The following is a 20,953-nucleotide window of genomic DNA, read 5'->3' on the forward strand; positions in this document are numbered from 1 at the left end:
CAACCACCCACTGACAGGTGGTCCCTGAACCGGCTGAACACGGCACCCCGGTGGGTCAGTTCACCGCGTCAAGCGCTTCGCGGAGGTGGCCGCCGGAGGCGGCGAGGAGGCGGAGGGCGGTCGGGGCGTCCACCTTCGCCAGCAGGGCCAGGATCGCCGGCTTGACCTCGCCGTCGGTCGCGCTGAGCGCCTCCTCGATGGCGGCGTCGGCCGCACCCGTGGCGAGGGCGACGATACGGCGCGAGCGCGCCCGGAGCTTCTCGTTGGACGCCCGCACGTCGACCATCAGGCTGCCGTAGGTCTTGCCGAGCCGGATCATCGTGATCGTCGAGAGCATGTTGAGCACGAGCTTCTGGGCGGTGCCGGCCTTCAACCGGGTGGAGCCGACCACGAGTTCGGGCCCGACCACCACCTCGATGCCGTGGTCGGCGGCCGCGGCCAGCGGCGACCCGGCGTTGCAGGACAGCCCGACGGTCAGCGCACCGGTCCGGCGGGCGGCCTCGACCGCGCCGAGGGCGTACGGCGTGCGCCCGGACGCGGAGATCCCCACCACGCTGTCGGCTTCGGTGAGGTCCAGCGCGGCCAGGTCCGCCGCCGCGAGTTCCTTGCTGTCCTCGGCACCCTCGATCGAGGTGACCATGGCCGCCGGGCCGCCCGCGATCAGTCCGACCACCTCGCGTCCCGGCGTGGTGTTGAAGGTCGGCGGGCACTCGCTCGCGTCGAGTACGCCCAGCCGTCCGGCGGTGCCGGCGCCGGCGTAGACCAACCGGCCGCCGCGGCCCATGCGTTCGGCGATGCCGTCGATGGCGGTCGCGATCAGCGGCAGCTGCTGGGCGACGGCGGCCGGCACGGTGAGGTCCTCGCCGTTCATGATCCGCGCGATCTCCAGTGTGGACAGCCGGTCGATCTCGGCGAGTTCGGGTCGGAACGCCTCCGTGGTGAGCGTCTCCAACTCCCGGCGCAACTCGGTGTACTGGTCGGTCATGTGCGGCTCGTTCGTCCTTCTCGGGTGGCTGGCGCGATGCGGGGGGATGGGTGAAGCACGGTGGGTGCGGCGAGCACGGCGCCAAAGGGGTGAGGGTCGGGTCGATCGGGTCGGTCGGGTCGCCGGCGGCGGGTGGAGCACGGGCCGGCGGCGGGAGGGGCGTCGCGGTCAGCTGGGGCGCGGCGCGCGGTGGGTGTGCCGGTGGGCCAGGGCCTCGTAGGAGGCGGACAGCGCGGGTGCGGCCTCGTCGTAGGTGCGCTGCGCCACGCCTATGAACAGGCAGTCCACCACCAGGAGTTGGCTGGTGCGGCTGGACATCGCGGCTGGTCTCAGCTCGCTCTCCCGCGAGCAGGAGGTGGTGAGCACCACGTCGGCGTACTGCGTGACCGGGCCGTCGGCACGGCCGCTGATCGCGATGGTGGTGGCGCCGCGGTCGAAGGCGACCCGCAGCGGTTCGATGACGTCCTGCGTGGTGCCGGAGTGCGTGATCGCCAACGCCACGTCGCCGGGCCGTAGTTGTACGGCGTTGGTGACCGCCAGGTGCGGGTCGATGTGGGCGTGCGCGATCAGCCCGATCCGCAGCAGCTTCTGCGCCAGGTCCTGGCCGACCAGTCCCGACGCGGCGATTCCGTACACGTCGATCCGCCGGGCGACCGCCAACGCGGCCACCGCGGCCTCCAGTTGGGCGGTGTCGAGCTGGGACGCGGTGTCGGCGAGGGTCTGCTGCTCCTCCAGCGCGAGCTTGGTGACCACGTCGCCGAGCGGGTCGTCGACGGCGATGTCGGCGGTGACGGCGGGTGCGGCGCCGGTGGCCTGGTGGGCGGCGAGCGCGGCGAGCGCGAGCCGCAGGTCGCGGTAGCCGGGGTAGCCGAGCAGGCGAGCGGTGCGGACGACGGTCGCCTCGCTGGTCCCGGTGCGGACCGCCAGCGCGGTGACGGTGAGGTGCGAGCAGCCGGCCGGGTCGCTCGCGACGGCTTCGGCGACCCGCTGCATGGAGCGGGTCATCGAGGGCGCGAGAGTGCGGACCTTGGCGGCGAGGGCCCCGGGGTCGGGGGCCGTGACTGGTGCGGGCGCGCCGGGTACGCCCCGGAGGGCGCGGACGCTCGGGGAGAAAGTTTCCTTCACGCTATAGGTCACCCTCTGAAAGGTATTTTCACCTCCGCTGCCGCGTCAACCCCGCAGCGCCGGGTGGCGTCGAGGAGCCGTCCAGGAGCGTGGTAGACGGGCGCGCGGACCGCGACCCCCGGGGCGTCTCGAACGGGCCGGCCGCGGTGGCCATGGCGGGGTCGCGCGCCGCCGGTTGCACAATAGACGGATGGAAGCCGCCCTCCACGACGCCCGCGCGCGCGTCCTCGCCGACATGAAAGCCTGCGACGTCGCCGACGCCGAGATCGTCTCGCTGCTGGAGGACGCGCTGAGCAAGCGCCGGTGGTGGCTGGAGCAGTGGCCGCAGGGCGCCGAGTTCGTGCCGGGGCTGCTCGCGCAGGACGTGCAGGACGCGCTGCTGGAGACGCACGGCCGGTGGCCGCTGTGCCCGCTGTGCGACGACCCGCACGCCCTGGCGGTCGAGCCGGAGCTGGGCGCGGACCCGCACTGGGTGTGCGAGGTCCGGGGCGAGGCGGTCGCCGCCGTCGGGGCGCTGGGCGCGCTGGGCGGGTGAGGCGCGGATGACCGTCTACATCGATCCGCCGACCTGGCCGGGCCACGGCCGGGTCTGGTCGCACCTGGTGAGCGACAGCTCCTACGCCGAACTGCACGCGTTCGCACGGCGGTTGGGTGCGCCGCAGCGCGCGTTCGAGCGGGACCACTACGACATCCCGTCGGCCGACTACCCCGAGGCGGTGCGGCTGGGCGCGGTCGAGATCGGCAGCAAGGAACTGGTGCGGCGGCTGACGGAGGCGGGCCTGCGCCGCAGGAAGCCGCCGCCGGGCGGACCCGCGCCCGCCCGCTGAGCCGAGGCGCGCCACCGCACTGGCGCCGGCTCCGGGCGCCCCGCCGATGCGGTGACGGTCGGCCTCGTCACGGTTCCGGTGGGCACCGCGGCCTGCCTGCCCGCTCGCGCTGCGCCTGCTGCCGCGCAGGGCCCCGGCGGACGCGTTTGGCCACTACGGCTGACCCGCCCGGCGAAAAGGGCGCAGCTCCCCGCCCCGGGGGCGGTCGCCGGACTCCCGTAATCGGCCCCTATTCGGCGTGTGAATTCCGAATGAACAGGGCCGTCGGCCGTGCCCGCGGGAATGGGGAATCCTCTTGTCCCGCGGTGCGCGCGCTGGCTACGATCGCTGCTCCATGTCCTCCGCACCCGCAGAACCCCGCGAGCCCGACGACAGGCACCACCCTTCCCACGAAGCCGAGCCGGCGCGACCGCCACAACCAGCGGCGCCGACCCTCCCGGCCGGGCCGGCGGAATCCCCGGAATCCGCGGAATCCGCCGCCGCGACCTCCCGGCCGGCCGCGCTGGGCCGCGAACTCGTCGAGATCCACGACTGGTTGCGTGCCGAACTGGCCCAACTCCGCGCCGAGGTCGAACTCCACCTCGACGGCCGCCCTTCGCCTGGCCGCCAACCGTCCCGGCCGCTCACCGCGCACTGCCTCTACTTCTGCGCCGCCCTGACCGGACACCACCGCGCCGAAGACGCCGGCGCCTTCCCGCTGTTGGCCGAGGAATTTCCCCAACTGCGGCCGACCATCGAGAAACTGGCGGAGGATCACCTGCTCGTCGGCGAGATCATGTCCCGGCTCGAAACGGTGGTCGCCGGCATTCCCGCCACCCCTTCCGACGCCGAGGCGCGGCGCGTCCGCGGCGAACTCGACGGACTCGCCGCCATCCTGGAGTCGCACTTCACGTTCGAGGAGAAGCGCATCGCCGCCGCGCTCGACGCACTTCCGGGGACCGGACGGCGGACCGCGGCGGACCTGCTCGGAACGGTGTCACCCGACAGCCGCTGACGGGCCGTCCACTGCCATTGTGGGCTCGTATGCTCCTCAAATTATCTTGACAATTTGAGGGTTTAGATGCGAAATTCGCATACCGGTGATCCGGGGGTGTGGGGGCGCCTGCGGGTCGGCGTGGTGGGAGGCGCGGAGGGGGCTCCTCCCGCCGCGCAGCCGGCCAGGTTCCGGCCCGCCGCCGGTCGGGTCCCGCCGGTCGGGTTCCGGCCCACCGGTCAGGTTCCGGCCCGGGCCGCCAACCGCCGGGCGAGGTACCCCGCCGTCCGGCTGCCCTCGGCCTCGGCCACCACGGCCGGCGACCCGGCCGCCACCACCCGGCCGCCGTCGTCACCCGCGCCGGGCCCCAGGTCCAGCACCCAGTCCGCGCCGGCCACCACGCCCATGTCGTGCTCGACCACCACCACCGAGTTGCCCGCCTCGACCAGCCCGTGCAACTGCCGCATCAGCAGGTCGGTGTCGGCCGGATGCAGGCCGGTCGTCGGCTCGTCCAGGAGGTAGAGGGTGTGGCCGCGCCGGGCCCGCTGCAACTCGGTGGCCAGCTTGATGCGTTGCGCCTCCCCGCCGGACAACTCCGTTGCCGGCTGGCCGAGTCGCAGATAGCCGAGGCCGACGTCGCGCAGCGTGCGCAGGCTGCGCTCGGCCGCGGGCACGTCGGCGAAGAACCCCGCCGCGGTGTCGACCGACATGTCCAGCACCTGCGCGATGTTCCGTCCGTGATAGGTGATCTCCAGCGTCCGCGGGTTGTAGCGGGCGCCGTGGCAGGTCGGGCAGGGCGCGTACGTGCCGGGCAGGAAGAGCAGTTCGACGGCGACGAACCCCTCGCCCTGGCAGGTCTCGCAGCGGCCCGACGCCACGTTGAACGAGAACCGCCCCGGGGTGTAGCCGCGCGCCTTCGCCTCGTCGGTGCCGGCGAAGACCCGCCGTACCGCGTCGAACAGGCCGGTGTACGTCGCCAGGTTCGAGCGCGGGGTACGGCCGATGGGCCGCTGGTCCACGCGGACGAGACGGTCCACGACCTCGATGCCCTCGACCGACCGCACCCGCGCGACAGCCGTCCCCGGTCCGCCCGTCCCCGGTCCGCCCGCGCCCTCCCACGGGTCGTCCCCCTCCCCGTCCGCGGGCTCCGCCTCCTCGCCCGCACCCCCCTCCGGGCTCAGCCGCGCCGCGACCACCTCCGCCAGCACCTGGCTGACCAGCGTGGACTTCCCCGAGCCCGACACCCCCGTCACCGCGGTGAACACCCCCCACGGCACATCGACGTCGAGGTCGTGCAGGTTGTGCCGGTTCACCCCGCGCAGCCGCAACCACCCGGCCGGCGACCGCGGTTCACGCCGCACCCCGGCCCCGGCCCCGGCCGTTTCCCCGCCGCCGGCCCCGGCCGTACCGCCGTCCCCGAACAGGTACTTCCGGGTGGCCGACTCCGCCACCTCCGCCAACCCCGGCACCGGCCCGCTGTAGAGCACCCGGCCGCCCTGCTCGCCCGCGCCCGGGCCCACATCGACCACCCAGTCCGCGCGGCGCACCACGTCCATGTCGTGCTCCACCACGAACAGCGTGTTGCCCTCCGCCCGCAGCCGGTCCAGCACCGCCAGCAGCGGCTCCGTGTCCGCCGGGTGCAGCCCTGCCGAGGGCTCGTCGAGGACGTAGACGACACCGAACAGCCCCGCCCGCAACTGCGTGGCCAGCCGCAGCCGTTGCAGTTCACCGGGCGAGAGCGTCGGGGCCGGGCGGTCCATGCCCAGGTAGCCGAGGCCCAGGCCGACCAGCACCTCGATCCGGGCCACCAGGTCCTGCGCGAGGGAGACCGCGGCCTCGGTGGCCTCGCCGGAACCGGCCGAGGCGGTCGCCGCGCCCGGTGCCGCGAGGCCCGCGGTCTTCCGCAGCACACCGGCGAGTTCGGCCAGCGGCAGCGAGGCCAGCTCCGCGATGTCGCGGCCCGCGAAGGTGACCGCCAGCGCCTCGGGCCGCAGCCGCTTGCCACCGCACACCGGGCACACCGCGCTCTCCAGATGGCGCTGCACGCGCCGCCGGGTGGCGGGGCTCTTCGACTCGGAGAACGCGCGCATCACATACCGCCGCGCGCTCATGAACTTTCCCTCGTACGGCCGTTGGATACGCCCGGCCTCGCGCACCGGGTGCACGGTCACCACCGGCTGCTCGTCGGTGAACAGCAGCCAGTCCCGGTCCGCCTGCGGCAACTCCCGCCACGGCCGGTCGATGTCGTAGCCGAGCGCGTCCACCACGTCGCGCAGGTTCTTGCCCTGCCAGGCGCCCGGCCAGGCCGCGATCGCGTGCTCGCGGATGCTCAGCGACGGGTCGGGGACGAGCGAGGACTCGGTGACCCGGTGCACCGTTCCCAGGCCGTGGCACTCCGGGCACGCGCCGATCGCGGTGTTCGGCGAGAACGCGTCGGAGTCCAGCCGCTCGGCGGTGCCCGGCGGGTACGACCCGGCGCGCGAGAAGAGCATCCGCAGCAGGTTCGACAGCGTCGTCACGGTGCCCACCGACGAGCGCGAACTCGGGGCGCCGCGCCGCTGCTGGAGCGCGACGGCCGGCGGCAGCCCGCTGATCTCCTCCACCTTCGGCGCGCCCACCTGCTGGATCAGCCGGCGGGCGTACGGCGCGACCGACTCGAAGTAGCGCCGCTGGGCCTCGGCGTAGAGGGTGCCGAAGGCCAGCGACGACTTTCCGGACCCGGAGACCCCGGTGAAGACGGTCAGCGCGTCACGCGGGACGTCGACGTCCACCCCGTCCAGGTTGTGCACCCGCGCGCCCCTGACCCGCACGTACGGGTCGGAGGCGCCTTCGCGATCATTGCCCACGGCTCCACTGTCCCACCGGCGGCGCGGTCATGCCCGCGGCGGGAGGTGCGGGGGCTCACCGTCGGTCCACACCGGGGTGATGGACAGGTCGCCGAACCGCCAGCCGCCGGCCGTACGGCGAAGCGCCGCGCGGCACCGCCCGCCGACCGTGAAGATCCGGCCGTCCGGGTGGAGGTGCGTCATCAGCGCGTTCCACGACGCGTCGGCGGTCGCGCCGTCCGCGGCGGCCGTCACCAGCACGTCCGTCGACATGTGCTGGGTCCGGTCGAACCGGCGCACGGCCTCCTCCGCCTGCGCGGCGATCGCCTCCCTTCCGCGTACGGCGCCCACGGGGGCCCGGACCGCCGCGTCCTCGGTGAAGAACGCGGCGGTCCACCCAGTCTCGAACGCCCGCTCGTCGAGGGCGCGGAAGTAGCGGCTCACGAGGGTGCTGACGGCGGTCTGCGGTTCCAGAGGGGTGTCCATGCGGACGATCCTGCGACCTCAAGCGGGCTTGAGGTCAAGGGGACGCGCGGGTCGAAGGGAGGCACGGGTCGAGGGGACGCGCGGGCCGTCACGCCGTACGGGACGGCTCGGGGAGGAGGAGGCCCAGTGCCAGGGCGACGGGCGGGACGACGAGGAGGGCGGTGAGGGCGCCGCGCGGACCGTGGGCGTCGGCGATGAGGCCGAGGACCGGGGAGAGCAGCCCGCCGATGCTGACGCCGAGCCCGAGGGTGACGCCGGCCGCGGTGCCGGGGCGGGTGGGCAGGTAGTCCTGGCCGAGCTTGACGAGGACGGCGAAGGGGAGGTTGAGGCAGACACCGGTGAGGACCGCGAAGAGCAGCGGCGCGATGCTGCCCGGGGTGAGCACGAGCCCGGCGAGCATGGGCAGCGCGAGCGCGCCGCCGAGCTGCACGGTGCGCACCATGCCGATCCGGTCCGCGATCCGCCCGCCCAGCAGGGTCCCGCCGACCCCGCCGGCGAGGAAGACGGTGAGCGCGGCCCCGGCCAGCCCCCGGGAGGCGTGCAGATGCCTGATCCAGTACAGCTCGATGAACGTGTTCACCCCGAAGAAGGCCACGGAGCGCACCACTTCGAGGCAGGTCAGCGCGGCGAACGGACCCCAGCGGTCCTTTCCGGCGCGGGCCGCCGCCGACGCGGGAACCGCGTGCCGCCGGCGGCGGCGCAGCAGGACGTACCCGGTGAGGACGGCGGGCGGGATGAACAGGGCGGTGGCGCCGACGCCCCACGCGATCAGCGCGGGGGTGGCGAGGACCGGCGCGAGGAAGAAGCCGACGCTGCCGCCGGCCGCGAAGACGCTCATCGCGGCGGCGCTGTCCCCGGCGTCCTCGCGGGCGGACTTCCCGGCGGCCGGGTGGAACATGGCGATGCCGAGCCCGGAGAGCATGATCAGGCACCACACGGCGGCGTACGACGGGACCAGTCCCGACAGGCCGAGGCTGATCCCGGCGATGGCGACGCCGACGCCCGCGAGCCAGCCCAGCCGCATCCGGTCCACCGCCAGCCCGATGAACGGCTGCGGCACCGAACTGCCCAGCGTGGCGGCGAGGGTGAGGCCGGACGCGGCGACGTAGCCGTAGTGCCGGTCGAGGACGAAGTACGGCACGGTCGCCGGGACCAGGCCCTGGTAGAGGTCGTCGACGGCGTGGGCGATGCCCCACACGCGCATCCGCTGCCAGGTGGTGCGGGCGGGGGCCGGCCCCGGGGGGCCGGAGGAGTCCGGTCGAGGTGTTGCCGTGTCGGCGGTCTGGGTCATATCCGCAGCCTGCCGAGTGGGCACACTGGTCGACTACCGATACTCTGTCTACTTATGCCGACAACCCGCCAATCGGCCGGGGAACCGCCCCGCCGGCCCGGACCGCCGGTTCCCGACGCGCCCGGGCCGCGCCCGCTGGACGCCGCCACCCGCCAGAAGCTGGTCCACCGCGAGCGGATCGCCTGGCACCACCACGCCGTGCACCAGCTCATCCACCCCAGCCGCGGCGTCCTGCGGGTGTCCACGCCGCTCGGGGCGTGGGTGGTGCCGCCGTACCGCGCGGTGTGGATTCCGGCCGGGGTGCCGCACGCCCACGAGGCGCACGGCCCGACGGACATGCGGACGCTGTCGTTCGCGCCCCGGCTCGGCCCGCTCGGCGGCGACCGGCCGACGGTCGTGGCGGTCACGCCGCTGCTGCGCGAGCTCGTGGTGGCCCTCAGCGACACGCCCGGCCCCGCGGACCCGCCCTACACCGCGGCTCAGCGGGCCGACCTCGAACGGGTCACCCTCGATCAGCTGCGGCGGGTGGACGCGCTGCCGCTGCATCTTCCGGCGCCCTCCGACGATCGGCTGCGCGCCGTGGCGAGGCTGCTGCACGCCGATCCGGCGGATGATCGCTCGCTGGCGCAGCTGGGGGCCGCGGTGGGCGCCGGTGAGCGGACGCTCAGCCGGCTGTTCCGGCGCGAACTGGGGATGACGTTTCCGCAGTGGCGGACGCAGTTGCGGCTCCACCACTCGCTGATGCTTCTCGCGGCCGGGCAGTCCGTCACCTCGGCGGCCACGGCTTGCGGGTACGCCAACCCGAGCGCGTTCATCGAGGCCTTCCGGCACGCCTTCGGGGTCACCCCCGGCCGCCACGCGTCCCCTGACCGGGGGTGACAGGACCCCCGGGCTGGGTTGTCCTGCCGCCCCCGGGACCGCCCGCCGGTGGGCCGGTCGCGCCGTTCCCCGCGCCCCTGGGTTCGTGCGGCTCTTTTCGCGGAGGAACCCGCAGCCGCTCAGGGGCATGGAGGCCGGGGCCGGCGGCCCTCCACCGGGAGGTGGGCCCTGAGCAGGGAGGACGGGGGCGTTCGGGGGGTCCGGTTGCCGCCATCCGCAGGACCGCTCAGCATGAGGGGACAGGAGGTCGTCTCATGGGCCTTTACTTCGTGAACGTGGCCGACGAACTGGTGGGGGACGCGCTGGCCGGCTTCGCCCGGGCGCACGCGGAAGACGTGCGCTGGGACGAGCGGGACGGCTTTGTACGGGCGCTGAAGCCGGCGCCGACCCGCAGGGTCGGCCTCGTCTCCGGCGGCGGTTCGGGCCATGAACCGCTGCACATCGGATACGTCGGCACCGGAATGCTGGACGCCGCCTGCCCTGGCCGCGTCTTCGCCTCACCGCACAACCGCCAGATCTTCGCCGCGTCGCGCGCCGTCGCGGGCGAGGGCGGGGTGCTGCACGTGGTGAAGAACTACACCGGCGACAAGATCAACTTCGGGATCGCCGCGGAACGCCTCGCCCGGGAGGGCATCGCCTGCGGCCGGGTGCTGATCGACGACGACGTGGCGACCGAGTCGGACGAGGTCGCCACGGGCCGGCGCGGCACCGGCGCGACCGTGCTGGTCGAGAAGATCCTCGGCGCGGCCGCGGACACCGGGATGGGCCTGGCCGAACTGGTCGCGCTGGGCACGGACGTGGCCGGCCGGTGCCGCAGCCTCGCGGTCGCCTCGGGCGCGCACACCTCGCCCGCGACCGGCCGCCCCGCCTTCGACCTGCCGCCGGGCGCCATCGAGTACGGCGTCGGCATCCACGGCGAGCGGGCCCGCCGCACCCTCGGGGAGATGTCGCTGCGCGACCTCGCCGAGGACATGGTCGCCGCCCTCGCCGACTCCCTGGACCTGGGCCCCCGGGCGCAGGTCGTGCTCCTCGTCAACGGACTGGGCGGGGTCACCCGTCTGGAGCTGTACGCGGTGCTGGGCGAGGTGACGCGGCTGCTGGACAAGCGCGGCGCCACCACCGTACGGACCCTCGTCGGCGACTTCGTGACGGCGCTGGACATGCGGGGCTTCTCGCTCACGCTGCTGGCCGCCGACGACGCGACGCTCGCGTACTACGACGCGCCGGCCTCGGCACCCGCGTGGTGCGGGCGGGCGGGCTGACGGCGGCCGCGACCGGGTGCCCACCACGGTGCTCACCACGACCAGCGGGCAGGCAACGACGGGAGATGCAGCGATGCTCACATCAACCGACACCGAGTTCTCCGAGCCCTTCCGGCCCATCGACTTCACCGGGTTCACCGACGCGTGGGTGCGCCGGTTCGCGGCCTCCGCGACCGCGACCGAGGCCGAACTGACCGCGCTCGACCAGCAGGTCGGCGACGGTGACTTCGGCGCGAACCTGGTGGCCGGGCTGCAGGCCGCGCTGCGGCGGCTCGACGCGTCCGACGTACCGGTGCTGCCCGCGGTTCCACCGGCGCCCGCCTGGCCGTTGGAGGCGGCCGCCTCCGCGTTCCTCGACGAGGTCGGGGGCACCAGCGGCCCGCTGTTCGGCCTTCTGCTCCAGGAGGTCGCGGTCGCCGTCGCCGCTGCCCGGGACGGGGCGCCCGCCGCCGCGCTGGCGGTCGGCACGGGCAACGGCCTCGCCGCGATCCAGCGGGTGGGGGAGGCGGCGGTCGGTGACAAGACGCTGGTCGACGCGCTGGTGCCGGCCTGCGAGGCGCTGGCCGCGCGGGCTCGTACGGTGCCGGGTGATCCCGGCGCCGCGGTCGCCGGCGCGGCCGACGCCGCGTGGGGCGGGGTGCGGAGCACCGCTCGACTCACCGCGCGGCGGGGGCGGGCGAGTTACCTCGGCGAGCGGGCGGCGGGCGTGCCCGACCCGGGGGCGGTCGGGATCGCCCTGCTCTTCGCCTCCGCGGGCACCACGGTTCCCTCTCTCACGCCGTACCTGGCCTGATCGGCCCGGCCCGGCCTTCCGGGGCGGGTGGCACTGGTCTCAACTCCAGGACCACCCGCCGGTGGTGGGCTGGTCGTACGGTTCCCGGCTCCTTACCGGTCAGCGTGACGACCAAGAGAAGATGTTGGGGTCGTCGAGGGAGGCGACCCAGATGTCGACGGTGGCGGCGAGGTCCTCCCCGGGCCAGGGGCCGACGCCCATGGTGCGCAGGCCGGCGCGGGTGGCGGCCTCGATGCCGCACGCGGAGTCCTCGACGGCGAGGGAGTCGGTGGGCGCGGAGCCGCACAGGCGGGCGGCGGTGAGGTAGACGTCGGGGTAGGGCTTGGGGCGGATGCCGGGTCCCGGCACCACGATGTGGTCGAAGTGCTGCCGCAGCCCTGCGGTGCGCAGGCACGTTTCGACGACGTCCAGCGGGCAGTTGCTGGCGACCGCCAGAGGCGCGAACTTCGCTGCGTTGGCGACGAGTTCGCCCGCGCCGGGCATCGTCTGCGGGTCCGCGGCGACGAGCGTGCGGAAATGGCCGAGCAGCCGTTCGGTGAGTTCGCCGCCGAGTTCTGGCCGCCCGGATTCGTCGGCCATGAGCTGACCGCATTCGGTGTAGTGCAGGCCCTTGCTGCGTTCGGCGAATCCGTCTTCCGTCACGAGCTGGAAATCGCGCAGGGTCAGATCGCGGGCGTCCTGCCAGTGCCGCTCGGTGTCCATCAAGGTGCCGTCGCAGTCGAAGACAATCGCCGCCGGGGTCCAGGAAAAGAGGGGGTGAGGGGTCATGGGGGCAAGTCCGTTCGAGAATGCCTGAACGCGCTGAGGGTGGTCGCCGGGAATGCGGGCGACGGACGGCTGTGCGCTGTTTCGTCAGGCAGGCGCGGGCTCTCGGCGAAGGCGTCCGGAAATCCCGCGGACGGCGCGGAATTCGGAGGGCACCACCGAGAACATATCGATCGTTACGTTATGGACGACCGCGTAAGGTAGTCAAGCGAATGCAATAAGTCACACCGCGTGTCGGCCGTATCCGAGCACCCCGTATGCGGTGCAGGCGGGTCCTTGCCGGACCCGGAAGACGCAGGTGCGGTGGTGCGGCACCGGCTCGATCCGGGCGGCCGGCGCGTGCTCGGTGAAGCGGGTGGCCACCAGCCGTCCGGAGACCGGCCGCAGCAGCGCGCCGCCGCTGGCCTCGGCCGCGGCCTGCCGGGCCGCCTCCAGCAGCACCATCCCGGGCACGTGGTCGCTGGCGTGGTCGAAGAAGAACGGGTGCCGAGGGTCGGCCGGTTCGATCGCGAGGCCGCCGTGGCGGCGGGCGATCACCACGTCGCCGTGCCCGGTGACCGCGAGCGCGGAAGGCTCGGGGCGGCCGTCCGGAGCGGGGCGTGAGGCCGGGTTCGAGGCCGGGTTCGCGGCCCGGTTCGCGGCCGGTTTCGAGGCCGGGTCCCGTGCCGGGTCGGGAGCCCGGCCGGGAGCCGGGAGCCGAGCCGGGTCCGCGCGCTCGGCGTCGTCGTCGTACCGGTTCCGTACGGCGCGGTAGCCGTCCGGGTCGACGAAGCGGGCGCCGCCGCCGGCCCGGGCGAAGTCCGTCCCGGCGCAGGCGTAGCGGACGTCCAGCCGCAGCCCGGTGACCGCGCCGTCGGCGTCCCGGCGCACCTTGCGCACCGCGATCGCGCAGGTCACCTCGGTGCCGCCGTGGCCGACCCGCGGCTCCCGGTCCGGGGCGAGTGCGAAGTACAGATCGCCGATGAGCAGATGCGCGGTCGGCGCGACGCCGAAGTAGCGCAGCGGCAGGTAGATGCCCAGTTGCCGCAGTGTCTCGACCACCAGCAGCGGGCTGTGCAGGTCCGAGCCGTCGCGCGGGAAGGTGGCGTGCGAGCGCGGCCAGCACGCCGCCGCCTCGAACCCCCCGGTGCCGTCCGGCCGTACGTCCGTCAGCAGCACCTCGGCGACGGACGACCGGTGCACCATTTCCCTGGCGACCGTGCGGGACCAGCTCAAGCCCGGTGAATCGTCCTGTCCGGAGTTCCGTCCGGACCCATCCCCGACCGAATGATTCATACCATAAGAAGAACTCACGTCCGGCTGATTCGCATGTGCGTCATCCGGAACCCGGTAGGGATCGGTCTTCGCGACGCGCTAGATTGCCGGGGTCGGCGACGAAGCGGCTACCGGGGTGATCGTGCAGGGACGGGCGGAGACGACGCGCAGGTGTCTCGTGGAGGCCGCGGCGCGGCTGTTCGAGGAACGCGGTTATGCCGGCACCAGTATCAGCGACATCAGCGCGCTCTCCGGGCGCACCAGCGGGGCGATCTACTTCCATTTCGGCAACAAGGAGCAGCTGGCGCTCGCTGTCGTCGAGGCGCACTTCGCGACCTGGCCGGAGATGATCTCCGGAATTCACCGGTCATACGAATCCGCGCTGGAGAGGCTGGTGGCGCTGAGTTTCTCGGTCGCCCGCGCCTTCCGCGACGACGTCGTGGTGCGGGCCGGGTCGCGGCTGTGGACCGAGCGCCGCGCCATCGACACGCCGCTGCCCGCGCCGTTCCTCGGGTGGATCGACACCGTGGGGTCGCTGCTGCGGGAGGCGGCCGAACAGGGCGAACTGGCGGGCGGGCTCGCCCCGGAGACGGCCGCGGTCGGTGTCGTCTACGCGTTCTTCGGGATGCACACGGTCTCCGACGCGCTCGACGGGCGCGACCAGATCGAGGACCGGCTCTACGACCTGTGGCTGCTGCTGCTCGCCGGGCTCCAGGCGAAGCCCGACGCCCGGGAGCTGTTGACGCGGGTGGGCGCGCCCGGCCCGTCCTGCCTGGTGCGGTAGGGCCCTGGCGCCCGGCGCACTCGGGTGGGGGAGGGGAACCCGCGTCGGGGGGCACCCGTGCTCTCCCGGGAGCGCGGTGGACAATGATCCGCATGCCCGAGAGCCGAGCCGAAGCCCATCCCCGTTACGCCGCTCTGCTCGCGGAGTGGTGCGAGCTGTTGCGCCGCTGCCGGAACGGAGCGGCGGACGAGCCCGATCCGGCCGTGTACGGGCGGGAGTTGCTGGCCCGCTGGGCGGAGCCGCAGCGCCGCTACCACACGCTGGACCACCTGGTCGCGGTACTGGCACGGGTGACGGAGCTGACGGTGTACGCGCAGGACCCGGACACGGTGGCGCTGGCCGCGTGGTTCCACGACGTGGTCTACCGCCCGGAGCGCAGCGAGAACGAGGAGCGCAGCGCCGCGCTCGCCGAACGGGCGCTGACCGAGGCCGGGGTGGACCCGGAGCGCGTCGCGCAGGTCGCCCGGCTGGTGCTGCTGACCGTGGACCACGACCCGGCCGAGGGCGACGCCGACGGCGAGGTGCTGTGCGACGCGGACCTGGCGGTGCTGGCCGGCGACCCGGCGGCGTACGCGGGGTACGCCGCCGCCGTCCGGGAGGAGTACGCCTTCGTGCCGGACGAGGACTTCCGGACCGGCCGCGCCGAGGTGCTGCGACGGCTGCTGGCGCTGCCGAACCTGTTCCGCACGGCGTACGGACGCGAGCACTGGGAGCCGGTGGCCCGCCGCAACGTCGGCACCGAACTGGAGTTGCTGGAGGCATAGTCCGCCCGCCCGGCCGGTTTTTCCGGGCCGTGGCGCGGGACCCGGCCCTCGCGCGGGAGGGGCTGGTGTGGCACTCTTGCTCATATGTCTAGACCAATCTTCGAGGTGATCGCCCTCGGCGCGGAGGATGCCGTTGCGGCCCAGGACGGCGGGGCCGACCGCCTCGAACTGGTCACCGATATGGCCGCGGACGGGCTGACGCCCTCCCGGGAGACGTTCGGCGCGATCAGGGCGGCGGTGCGGATTCCGCTGCGCGTCATGCTGCGGCTGTCCGACGGGTTCAGCGCCGGCGACGCCCGCGAGCTGGACGTGCTGTGCGAGACCGCGCAGGGCCTGCGGGCCGAGGGCGCCGACGAGTTCGTGCTCGGTTTCCTCGACGCGCGGGGCCGGGCCGACCTCGACGCGATCCACGCGCTGGTCGACGTGATCGACGGCTGCGGCTGGACGTTCCACCGCGCCATGGACCGGGCCGCCGACCGCGACGCGCTGCGCCTGCAACTCGCCGGGCTGCCCGGCCTGGACACCTACCTCACCGCCGGATCGGCGGACGGTGTGGCGGCCGGGCTGCCGGTCCTGTGCGACGAGTCGGCGCGGGCCGGCGAGCCCGGATACGAGCCGGAGCTGCTGGTCGGCGGCGGCCTGCTCCTGGACCACGTGCCGACCCTGCGCGCGGCCGGACTCAGCGGCTTCCACGTCGGCGGCGCGGTGCGGCCCGGCGGATGGGCCGCCCCCGTCGACGTCGCCGCCGTCCGCACCTGGCGCGAGGCCCTCGACTCAGCGGTGGCCGTCGGATAGGTCCGCGCGGCTGGAGTTGCCGGGCTCGGCGCGGGGTCAGCCGACTTCCGCCAGGGCGCCCGGCAGCGGGGCGGCGTGCAGCACCGTCAGGCCCGACACCGCGCGGGTGAGGCAGACGTACAGCCGGCGCAGGCCGGTCCGTTCGTCGGGCTCGGCCGCCACGATCGCGGCGGGGTCGTCCATGACCACGTAGTCGTACTCCAGGCCCTTGGCGAGGGACGCGGGGACCAGGGTGAGCCGGGCGGTCGCCGAGGTCTCCTCGCCGGGGGAGAGGTACGGCAGGCCGGCGGCGTCGAGCGCGGCGGCCAGTGCCGGGATTCGGGGGTCGGCCGCGATGAGGCCGATGGAGCCCTCGTAGCCGAGCGACTCGCGGCAGGCGGCCAGCACGGCCGCGTCGAGCCCGTCCTCGGCCGTCGGCCGTACGAACAGGGCGCCGGGCGACTCACGGACGGAGGTCGCCGGCGCGAGCCCGGGAGCGATGGCCGGCAGCAGCCTGGACGCGTACGCGATCACCTCCCGCGGTACGCGGAAGCCGCGGGTCAGCTCCTCGACCCGGGCGTCCGGCTTGCCCAGGTGGGACAGCGCCTCGGCCCAGGAGGCGGTCGCCCAGGGCGTGGTGCCCTGCGCGAGGTCGCCGAGGATCGTCGCCGACCCGGTGGAGCAGCGCCGCCCGACCGCGCGGTACTGCATCGGCGAGAGGTCCTGCGCCTCGTCGAGCACCACATGCCCGAGCGAACCGGTGCGCTGCACCAGGTCGGTGGCCTCGTCGATCAGCACCGCGTCGGCCGCCGACCACTTCGCCGAGGCCGGTCCGCGGGCCGGCTTCGCCCACAGCACCTCCCGCTGCTCCTCCGGCGAGAGCAGCCCGTCGGCGCACGAGGCCAGGAACTCCGGGTCGGACAGCAGCCGCAGCACCGTCTTGGCCGGGTCGACCGGCGGCCAGCACGCCTTGACCGCGGCCTTGACCGCGGGGTTGCGGGCGACCGCGTCCTGCACCCGGTCGTCGGGCGCCTCGCCGGACCGCTCCATCTGCACCAGCACCGCGTGCGCGATCCGCTGCGGCAGCGCGTCCCTGGCGGCGCCGTAGCGGATGTCGCGGCCGGCCATCTCCCGGACGATCTCCTCCAGTTCGTACGCCGGCACCCGCCAGCGCCGGGAGCCGCGCACCACCACGACCGGCTCCTTCGGCATGGTGATGCCCGAGCGCACCGCGCGCCGCAGCACCTCCGCCATGCGCGCGTCGCCCTTGAGCCGCGCGGTGGCCGCCGAGTCGGTGCTGCGCACCTCGACATGGGCCACCAGGTCGTCCACGGTCGCCTGCTTGACCTGGAGTTCGCCGAGCGCGGGCAGCACCTGCTCGATGTACTGGAGGAAGGACGCGTTCGGCCCGATCACCAGGGTGCCGGTGCGGGCCAGCCGCTCCCGGTGCGCGTACAGCAGGTAGGCCACCCGGTGCAGGCCGACCGCGGTCTTCCCGGTGCCCGGCGCACCCTGCACGCAGACGCTGCCGCCCACCCCGGCACGCACGATCTCGTCCTGCTCGGGCTGGATGGTGGCCACGATGTCGCGCATCGGCCCGACGCGCGGCCGCTCGATCTCCGACTGGAGCAGCTTGCTGGAACGGTCCTCCTCGGTGGCGTCGGTCAGGTGCTCGTCCTCGTACGCGGTCAGCTCGCCGCCGGTGTAGCCGAAGCGGCGGCGCAGCGCCACGTCCATCGGCTCGGCGCGGGAGGCGCGGTAGAACGGCTGCGAGACCGGGGCGCGCCAGTCGATGACCATCGGGTCGCCGTCGGCGTCGTGCACATGGCGCCGCCCGATGTAGAAGCTCTCTCCCGCACCCCCTTCGGCCGCCTCGACGCCCGGCGCGCGCAGGTAGTCGAGGCGGCCGAAGAAGAGCGGGGTGCCGGCGAGGTCGGCGAGCGCCTTGATGCGCACCTCGATCTCGCCGGCGAGGATCTTGGCGTTGACCCAGTTCCCGGTGACGTCGCTGATGTCGAGCGCCTCGACGTCCTCCCGCATGGCGCGCAGCGCGGACCGGGAGGAGGCGAGGTGGGCGCGCTCGTGGCCCAGCGGGTCGGCCGGCGCCGGGTCCGCGGGCGGGGCGGAGGAAGGGGCCGCGGCTGTCGGCGAGGCGGACTGGTTGCGGGCGTGCGAGGGCACGGCTTTGCCTCCGGCTGATACGTGGGAGCGTACGGCGTCGCGTACGCACGCGGTGGTGATCACGAAGGGCCGGCCGGTTTCCGTCCGGGCGGCGGCACTCCCGTCAGGGAGGCGGCAAGACGCGGAACTATACGCCCCGGGTCGCGGCGATGCTAACCGTTTTCCGCCCCGGTGCCCGCCGCCGGACTCGGGGGGACCCCGAGGGGCCCGTCAGGGTCGGGGGTCCGCCCGAAGTCGCACACGCCCGGTGCGATATCCGCCCATGGCCCGACGTACGCCGTGCGCGTGATGCCTACCGTGGAGACATGGCCTCCACCACACTTCCCCCAGGTCCCAGCGTCCATGGCGGCACCGCGATCGGTGCCCGCTCCGGCAACCCCCGACACCGCGTGGGCAACGCGCTGCGCGCGGTCAAGGTGTACGTCACCACCGCCGTCGAGGTCGTCCTCCTCGGCACCGAGAGCAAGCGTTACTGAGCACCCGGAGCGCTACCGGTGAGTAGCCTCCCCGCGCCGAGGTGAGTACGGCGGCGCATGTGCGAGACCGCCCTGGGCGCTGTGATGGGACCCATGGCGACACACACCGCAGGGCACTGCCACGGGGCCGACGATCCGGACCCCGCCCGGCCCCACCCGCCTGACGGGCGCGGCCCCGACGCGAGTCCTTCGTCCGGCCCGCCCCTCCAGTCCGGCCCGCCTCTTCCGCCCCGCCCCGCGCTGCCGCCCACCGCGGCCGGCCGGCCGCCGGAGCCCTGGCCGTACGCCGTCCACCTCACGGGCACCGACTCCCCGCGGGAGCCCCGCGAGATCTTCGTCCCGGTGCTGTGCAGCGTCCTGTGCGCCCCGCTCCTGGCGATCGGCGCGCTCTTCTTCATGCTCTCGCCGCTCGCGACCGACTCGTGCGAGCCGGACGGCTGCCACGCGCTCTTCCGGGCGATGGAGGTCGACCCCTGCGTGCTGGCGCTCGCGGCGGTCCTGCTGGCCGGTTGCTGGGCCGTGCCGAACCGCTGGCACGCCGTGCGGCCGCTGCTGGGTGTCGGGGCACTGGCGGCCGCGCTGACCGGCGTTTACCTCTACGTGCACCTGCCGCTGCCGAACTGAGGGCGGGCCGAAGCCGTACTCGGGCGGGCCGAAGCCGTACGGGGGCGGCGCGGCCGTGCACCGGACGGCTGCTCAGACGTCCTCCGCCTCCGCGGAGCCGGTGAGCAGGTCGTCGGCGTCCACGATGCGGTAGGCGTACCCCTGCTCGGCGAGGAACCGCTGGCGGTGGGCCGCGAAGTCCTGGTCGATCGTGTCGCGGGCCACCACCGAGTAGAAGCGCGCCTCGTGGCCGTCGGCCTTCGGCCGCAGCACCCGGCCGAGCCGCTGCGCCTCCTCCTGGCGGGAGCCGAAGGTGCCCGACACCTGGATCGCGACCGTCGCCTCGGGCAGGTCGATGGAGAAGTTCGCCACCTTGGAGACGACCAGCACCGACAGCTCGCCCTGCCGGAACGCCTCGAAGAGCTTCTCGCGCTGCGCGTTCGTCGTCTCCCCCTTGATCACCGGCGCGTCGAGGTGCTCGCCCAGCTCGTCGAGCTGGTCGATGTACTGCCCGATGACGAGGGTCTGCTGCCCCGCGTGCTTGGCCACCAGCGCCTCCGTGACCTTCCGCTTGGTCGCGGTGGTCGCGCAGTAGCGGTACTTCTCCTCGGTCTCGGCCGTCGCGTACGCCAGCCGCTCGGTCTCGGTGAGGTTGACCCGGACCTCGACGCAGTCGGCGGGCGCGATGTACCCCTGCGCCTCGATCTCCTTCCAGGGCGCGTCGAACCGCTTCGGCCCGATCAGCGAGAACACGTCCGACTCGCGGCCGTCCTCGCGCACCAGCGTCGCGGTCAGGCCGAGCCGGCGGCGGGCCTGGAGGTCGGCGGTGAACTTGAAGACCGGCGCGGGCAGCAGGTGCACCTCGTCGTAGACGATCAGCCCCCAGTCGCGGGAGTCGAACAGCTCCAGGTGCGGGTAGACACCCTTCCGCTTCGTGGTGAGCACCTGGTACGTGGCGATGGTGACCGGGCGGATCTCCTTGCGGGTGCCGCTGTACTCGCCGATCTCCTCCTCGGTGAGGGAGGTGCGCTTCACCAGTTCGTGCTTCCACTGGCGGGCCGAGACGGTGTTCGTCACCAGGATCAGCGTGGTGGCCTTCGCCTGCGCCATCGCGCCCGCGCCGACCAGCGTCTTTCCCGCTCCGCAGGGCAGCACGACCACCCCGGAGCCGCCGTGCCAGAAGCCCTCCACGGCCTGCTGCTGGTACGGGCGCAGCCCCCAGCCGTTCTCGTCCAGCTCGATCGGGTGCGCCTCGCCGTCGACGTATCCGGCGAAGTCCTCGGCCGGCCAGCCCAGCTTCAGCAGCACCTGCTTGATCTGGCCGCGCTCGGAGGGGTGCACGGCGACGGTGTCCGCGTCGATCCGCGCGCCGACCAGCGGCTGCACCCGCTTCGAGCGCAGGATCTCCTCCAGCACCGGGCGGTCGGTGGTGGTCAGCACCAGGCCGTGCGCCGGGTCCTTGCTCAGCCGCAGCCGCCCGTAGCGGTCCATCGTCTCGGCCACGTCGACCAGCAGCGCGTGCGGCACCGGGTACCGGGAGTACTCGACGAGCGCGTCCACCACCTGCTCGGCGTCGTGTCCGGCCGCCCGGGCGTTCCACAGGCCCAGCGGCGTCAGCCGGTAGGTGTGGATGTGCTCGGGGGCCCGCTCCAGTTCGGCGAACGGGGCGATCGCACGGCGGCAGGCGTCGGCCTGCTCGTGGTCGACCTCCAGGAGGAGCGTTTTGTCGCTCTGGACGATCAAGCAGGACAAGGGGGCCTCCGACGGATGGCGGGCGAACAGACAACTGTACTTCGCCGCGCGGTTCGGTCGGAGCGCGGCGGGAGGGGGCGGGGGTGAGGCGGGGTGGGACGGGGGTGAGGCGGGGGCGTGCGTCCGGACAGGGGAATCTGCGCGCGGCATGTGC

General features: G+C 73.9%; 20 protein-coding genes. 11 read left to right on the forward strand and 9 right to left on the reverse strand.

What is annotated here, in order from left to right; genetic code table 11:
* Positions 1-55 precede the first annotated feature (55 nt).
* Both murQ and OG896_RS22910 read right to left on the reverse strand, forming a co-directional pair.
* A complete protein-coding gene (murQ, locus tag OG896_RS22905) occupies positions 56-985 on the reverse strand; it encodes an N-acetylmuramic acid 6-phosphate etherase (protein WP_329368188.1) in 930 nt (309 codons plus the stop codon).
* A gap of 168 nt (positions 986-1,153) precedes the next feature.
* Entirely contained in the window at positions 1,154-2,122 is a 969-nt protein-coding gene (locus OG896_RS22910; RefSeq protein WP_402450328.1) for a MurR/RpiR family transcriptional regulator, read from the reverse strand.
* Positions 2,123-2,300: 178 nt separating this feature from the next.
* Here OG896_RS22910 and OG896_RS22915 point away from each other — a divergent pair, with 178 nt between their 5' ends.
* From OG896_RS22915 to OG896_RS22925, 3 genes are all read left to right on the forward strand, one after another.
* The gene (locus tag OG896_RS22915; protein WP_329368191.1) at positions 2,301-2,645 is read left to right on the forward strand and encodes a hypothetical protein; all 345 of its coding nucleotides are present in this window, start codon (positions 2,301-2,303) and stop codon (positions 2,643-2,645) included.
* 7 nt (positions 2,646-2,652) lie between these two features.
* Positions 2,653-2,937, forward strand: a complete 285-nt coding sequence (locus tag OG896_RS22920; protein ID WP_329368193.1) for a DUF4031 domain-containing protein — start codon at positions 2,653-2,655, stop codon at positions 2,935-2,937.
* A 334-nt stretch (positions 2,938-3,271) separates the two neighbouring features.
* The gene (locus tag OG896_RS22925) at positions 3,272-3,931 is read left to right on the forward strand and encodes a hemerythrin domain-containing protein (RefSeq protein WP_329368195.1); all 660 of its coding nucleotides are present in this window, start codon (positions 3,272-3,274) and stop codon (positions 3,929-3,931) included.
* Between the two features lie 218 nt (positions 3,932-4,149).
* Here OG896_RS22925 and OG896_RS22930 read toward each other — a convergent pair whose 3' ends face one another.
* From OG896_RS22930 to OG896_RS22940, 3 genes are all read right to left on the reverse strand, one after another.
* Positions 4,150-6,756, reverse strand: coding sequence for an excinuclease ABC subunit UvrA (locus OG896_RS22930; RefSeq protein ID WP_329368197.1), 2,607 nt, complete (start codon positions 6,754-6,756; stop codon positions 4,150-4,152).
* 27 nt (positions 6,757-6,783) lie between these two features.
* Positions 6,784-7,221: a nuclear transport factor 2 family protein gene (locus OG896_RS22935; RefSeq protein WP_329368199.1), complete on the reverse strand. Its 438-nt coding sequence runs from the start codon at positions 7,219-7,221 to the stop codon at positions 6,784-6,786.
* A gap of 88 nt (positions 7,222-7,309) precedes the next feature.
* Entirely contained in the window at positions 7,310-8,512 is a 1,203-nt protein-coding gene (locus OG896_RS22940; protein ID WP_329368201.1) for an MFS transporter, read from the reverse strand.
* A 54-nt stretch (positions 8,513-8,566) separates the two neighbouring features.
* Here OG896_RS22940 and OG896_RS22945 point away from each other — a divergent pair, with 54 nt between their 5' ends.
* The 3 genes from OG896_RS22945 (at position 8,567) to OG896_RS22955 (ending at position 11,446) form a co-directional block, all read left to right on the forward strand.
* The gene (locus OG896_RS22945) at positions 8,567-9,391 is read left to right on the forward strand and encodes an AraC family transcriptional regulator (RefSeq protein WP_329368203.1); all 825 of its coding nucleotides are present in this window, start codon (positions 8,567-8,569) and stop codon (positions 9,389-9,391) included.
* 254 nt (positions 9,392-9,645) lie between these two features.
* Positions 9,646-10,653, forward strand: coding sequence for a dihydroxyacetone kinase subunit DhaK (locus OG896_RS22950; protein ID WP_329368205.1), 1,008 nt, complete (start codon positions 9,646-9,648; stop codon positions 10,651-10,653).
* A gap of 73 nt (positions 10,654-10,726) precedes the next feature.
* On the forward strand, positions 10,727-11,446 hold the full coding sequence (locus OG896_RS22955) for a DAK2 domain-containing protein (protein ID WP_329368207.1): 720 nt from the start codon (positions 10,727-10,729) through the stop codon (positions 11,444-11,446).
* A 99-nt stretch (positions 11,447-11,545) separates the two neighbouring features.
* On the opposite strand, the gene OG896_RS22960 is transcribed toward OG896_RS22955, so the two are convergent.
* Together OG896_RS22960 and OG896_RS22965 are read right to left on the reverse strand one after the other, a co-directional pair.
* Positions 11,546-12,214, reverse strand: a complete 669-nt coding sequence (locus OG896_RS22960; RefSeq protein ID WP_329368209.1) for an HAD family hydrolase — start codon at positions 12,212-12,214, stop codon at positions 11,546-11,548.
* Between the two features lie 219 nt (positions 12,215-12,433).
* On the reverse strand, positions 12,434-13,426 hold the full coding sequence (locus OG896_RS22965; RefSeq protein ID WP_329368211.1) for an AfsA-related hotdog domain-containing protein: 993 nt from the start codon (positions 13,424-13,426) through the stop codon (positions 12,434-12,436).
* Between the two features lie 181 nt (positions 13,427-13,607).
* Between OG896_RS22965 and OG896_RS22970 the strand changes: the two genes are divergently transcribed.
* From OG896_RS22970 to OG896_RS22980, 3 genes are all read left to right on the forward strand, one after another.
* Positions 13,608-14,249 carry a ScbR family autoregulator-binding transcription factor gene (locus tag OG896_RS22970; RefSeq protein ID WP_329374208.1) on the forward strand — a complete coding sequence of 214 codons (642 nt, stop codon included), beginning with the start codon at positions 13,608-13,610 and terminating at the stop codon, positions 14,247-14,249.
* Positions 14,250-14,341: 92 nt separating this feature from the next.
* The gene (locus tag OG896_RS22975; protein ID WP_329368214.1) at positions 14,342-15,013 is read left to right on the forward strand and encodes an HD domain-containing protein; all 672 of its coding nucleotides are present in this window, start codon (positions 14,342-14,344) and stop codon (positions 15,011-15,013) included.
* Between the two features lie 84 nt (positions 15,014-15,097).
* Positions 15,098-15,808, forward strand: a complete 711-nt coding sequence (locus OG896_RS22980; RefSeq protein WP_329368216.1) for a copper homeostasis protein CutC — start codon at positions 15,098-15,100, stop codon at positions 15,806-15,808.
* 36 nt (positions 15,809-15,844) lie between these two features.
* On the opposite strand, the gene OG896_RS22985 is transcribed toward OG896_RS22980, so the two are convergent.
* Positions 15,845-17,878: a HelD family protein gene (locus OG896_RS22985; RefSeq protein ID WP_329374210.1), complete on the reverse strand. Its 2,034-nt coding sequence runs from the start codon at positions 17,876-17,878 to the stop codon at positions 15,845-15,847.
* A 395-nt stretch (positions 17,879-18,273) separates the two neighbouring features.
* Here OG896_RS22985 and OG896_RS22990 point away from each other — a divergent pair, with 395 nt between their 5' ends.
* Both OG896_RS22990 and OG896_RS22995 read left to right on the forward strand, forming a co-directional pair.
* Complete coding sequence (locus OG896_RS22990) at positions 18,274-18,444, forward strand: hypothetical protein (RefSeq protein WP_328465175.1); 171 nt, start codon at positions 18,274-18,276, stop codon at positions 18,442-18,444.
* Positions 18,445-18,537: 93 nt separating this feature from the next.
* On the forward strand, positions 18,538-19,068 hold the full coding sequence (locus tag OG896_RS22995; RefSeq protein ID WP_329368220.1) for a hypothetical protein: 531 nt from the start codon (positions 18,538-18,540) through the stop codon (positions 19,066-19,068).
* Between the two features lie 72 nt (positions 19,069-19,140).
* Here the strand turns inward: OG896_RS22995 and OG896_RS23000 are convergent, their stop codons facing one another.
* Complete coding sequence (locus tag OG896_RS23000; protein WP_329368223.1) at positions 19,141-20,799, reverse strand: DNA repair helicase XPB; 1,659 nt, start codon at positions 20,797-20,799, stop codon at positions 19,141-19,143.
* Positions 20,800-20,953: the final 154 nt, after the last annotated feature.

The sequence above is a fragment of the Streptomyces sp. NBC_00669 genome (genome assembly GCF_036226785.1).
Classification (GTDB): domain Bacteria; phylum Actinomycetota; class Actinomycetes; order Streptomycetales; family Streptomycetaceae; genus Actinacidiphila.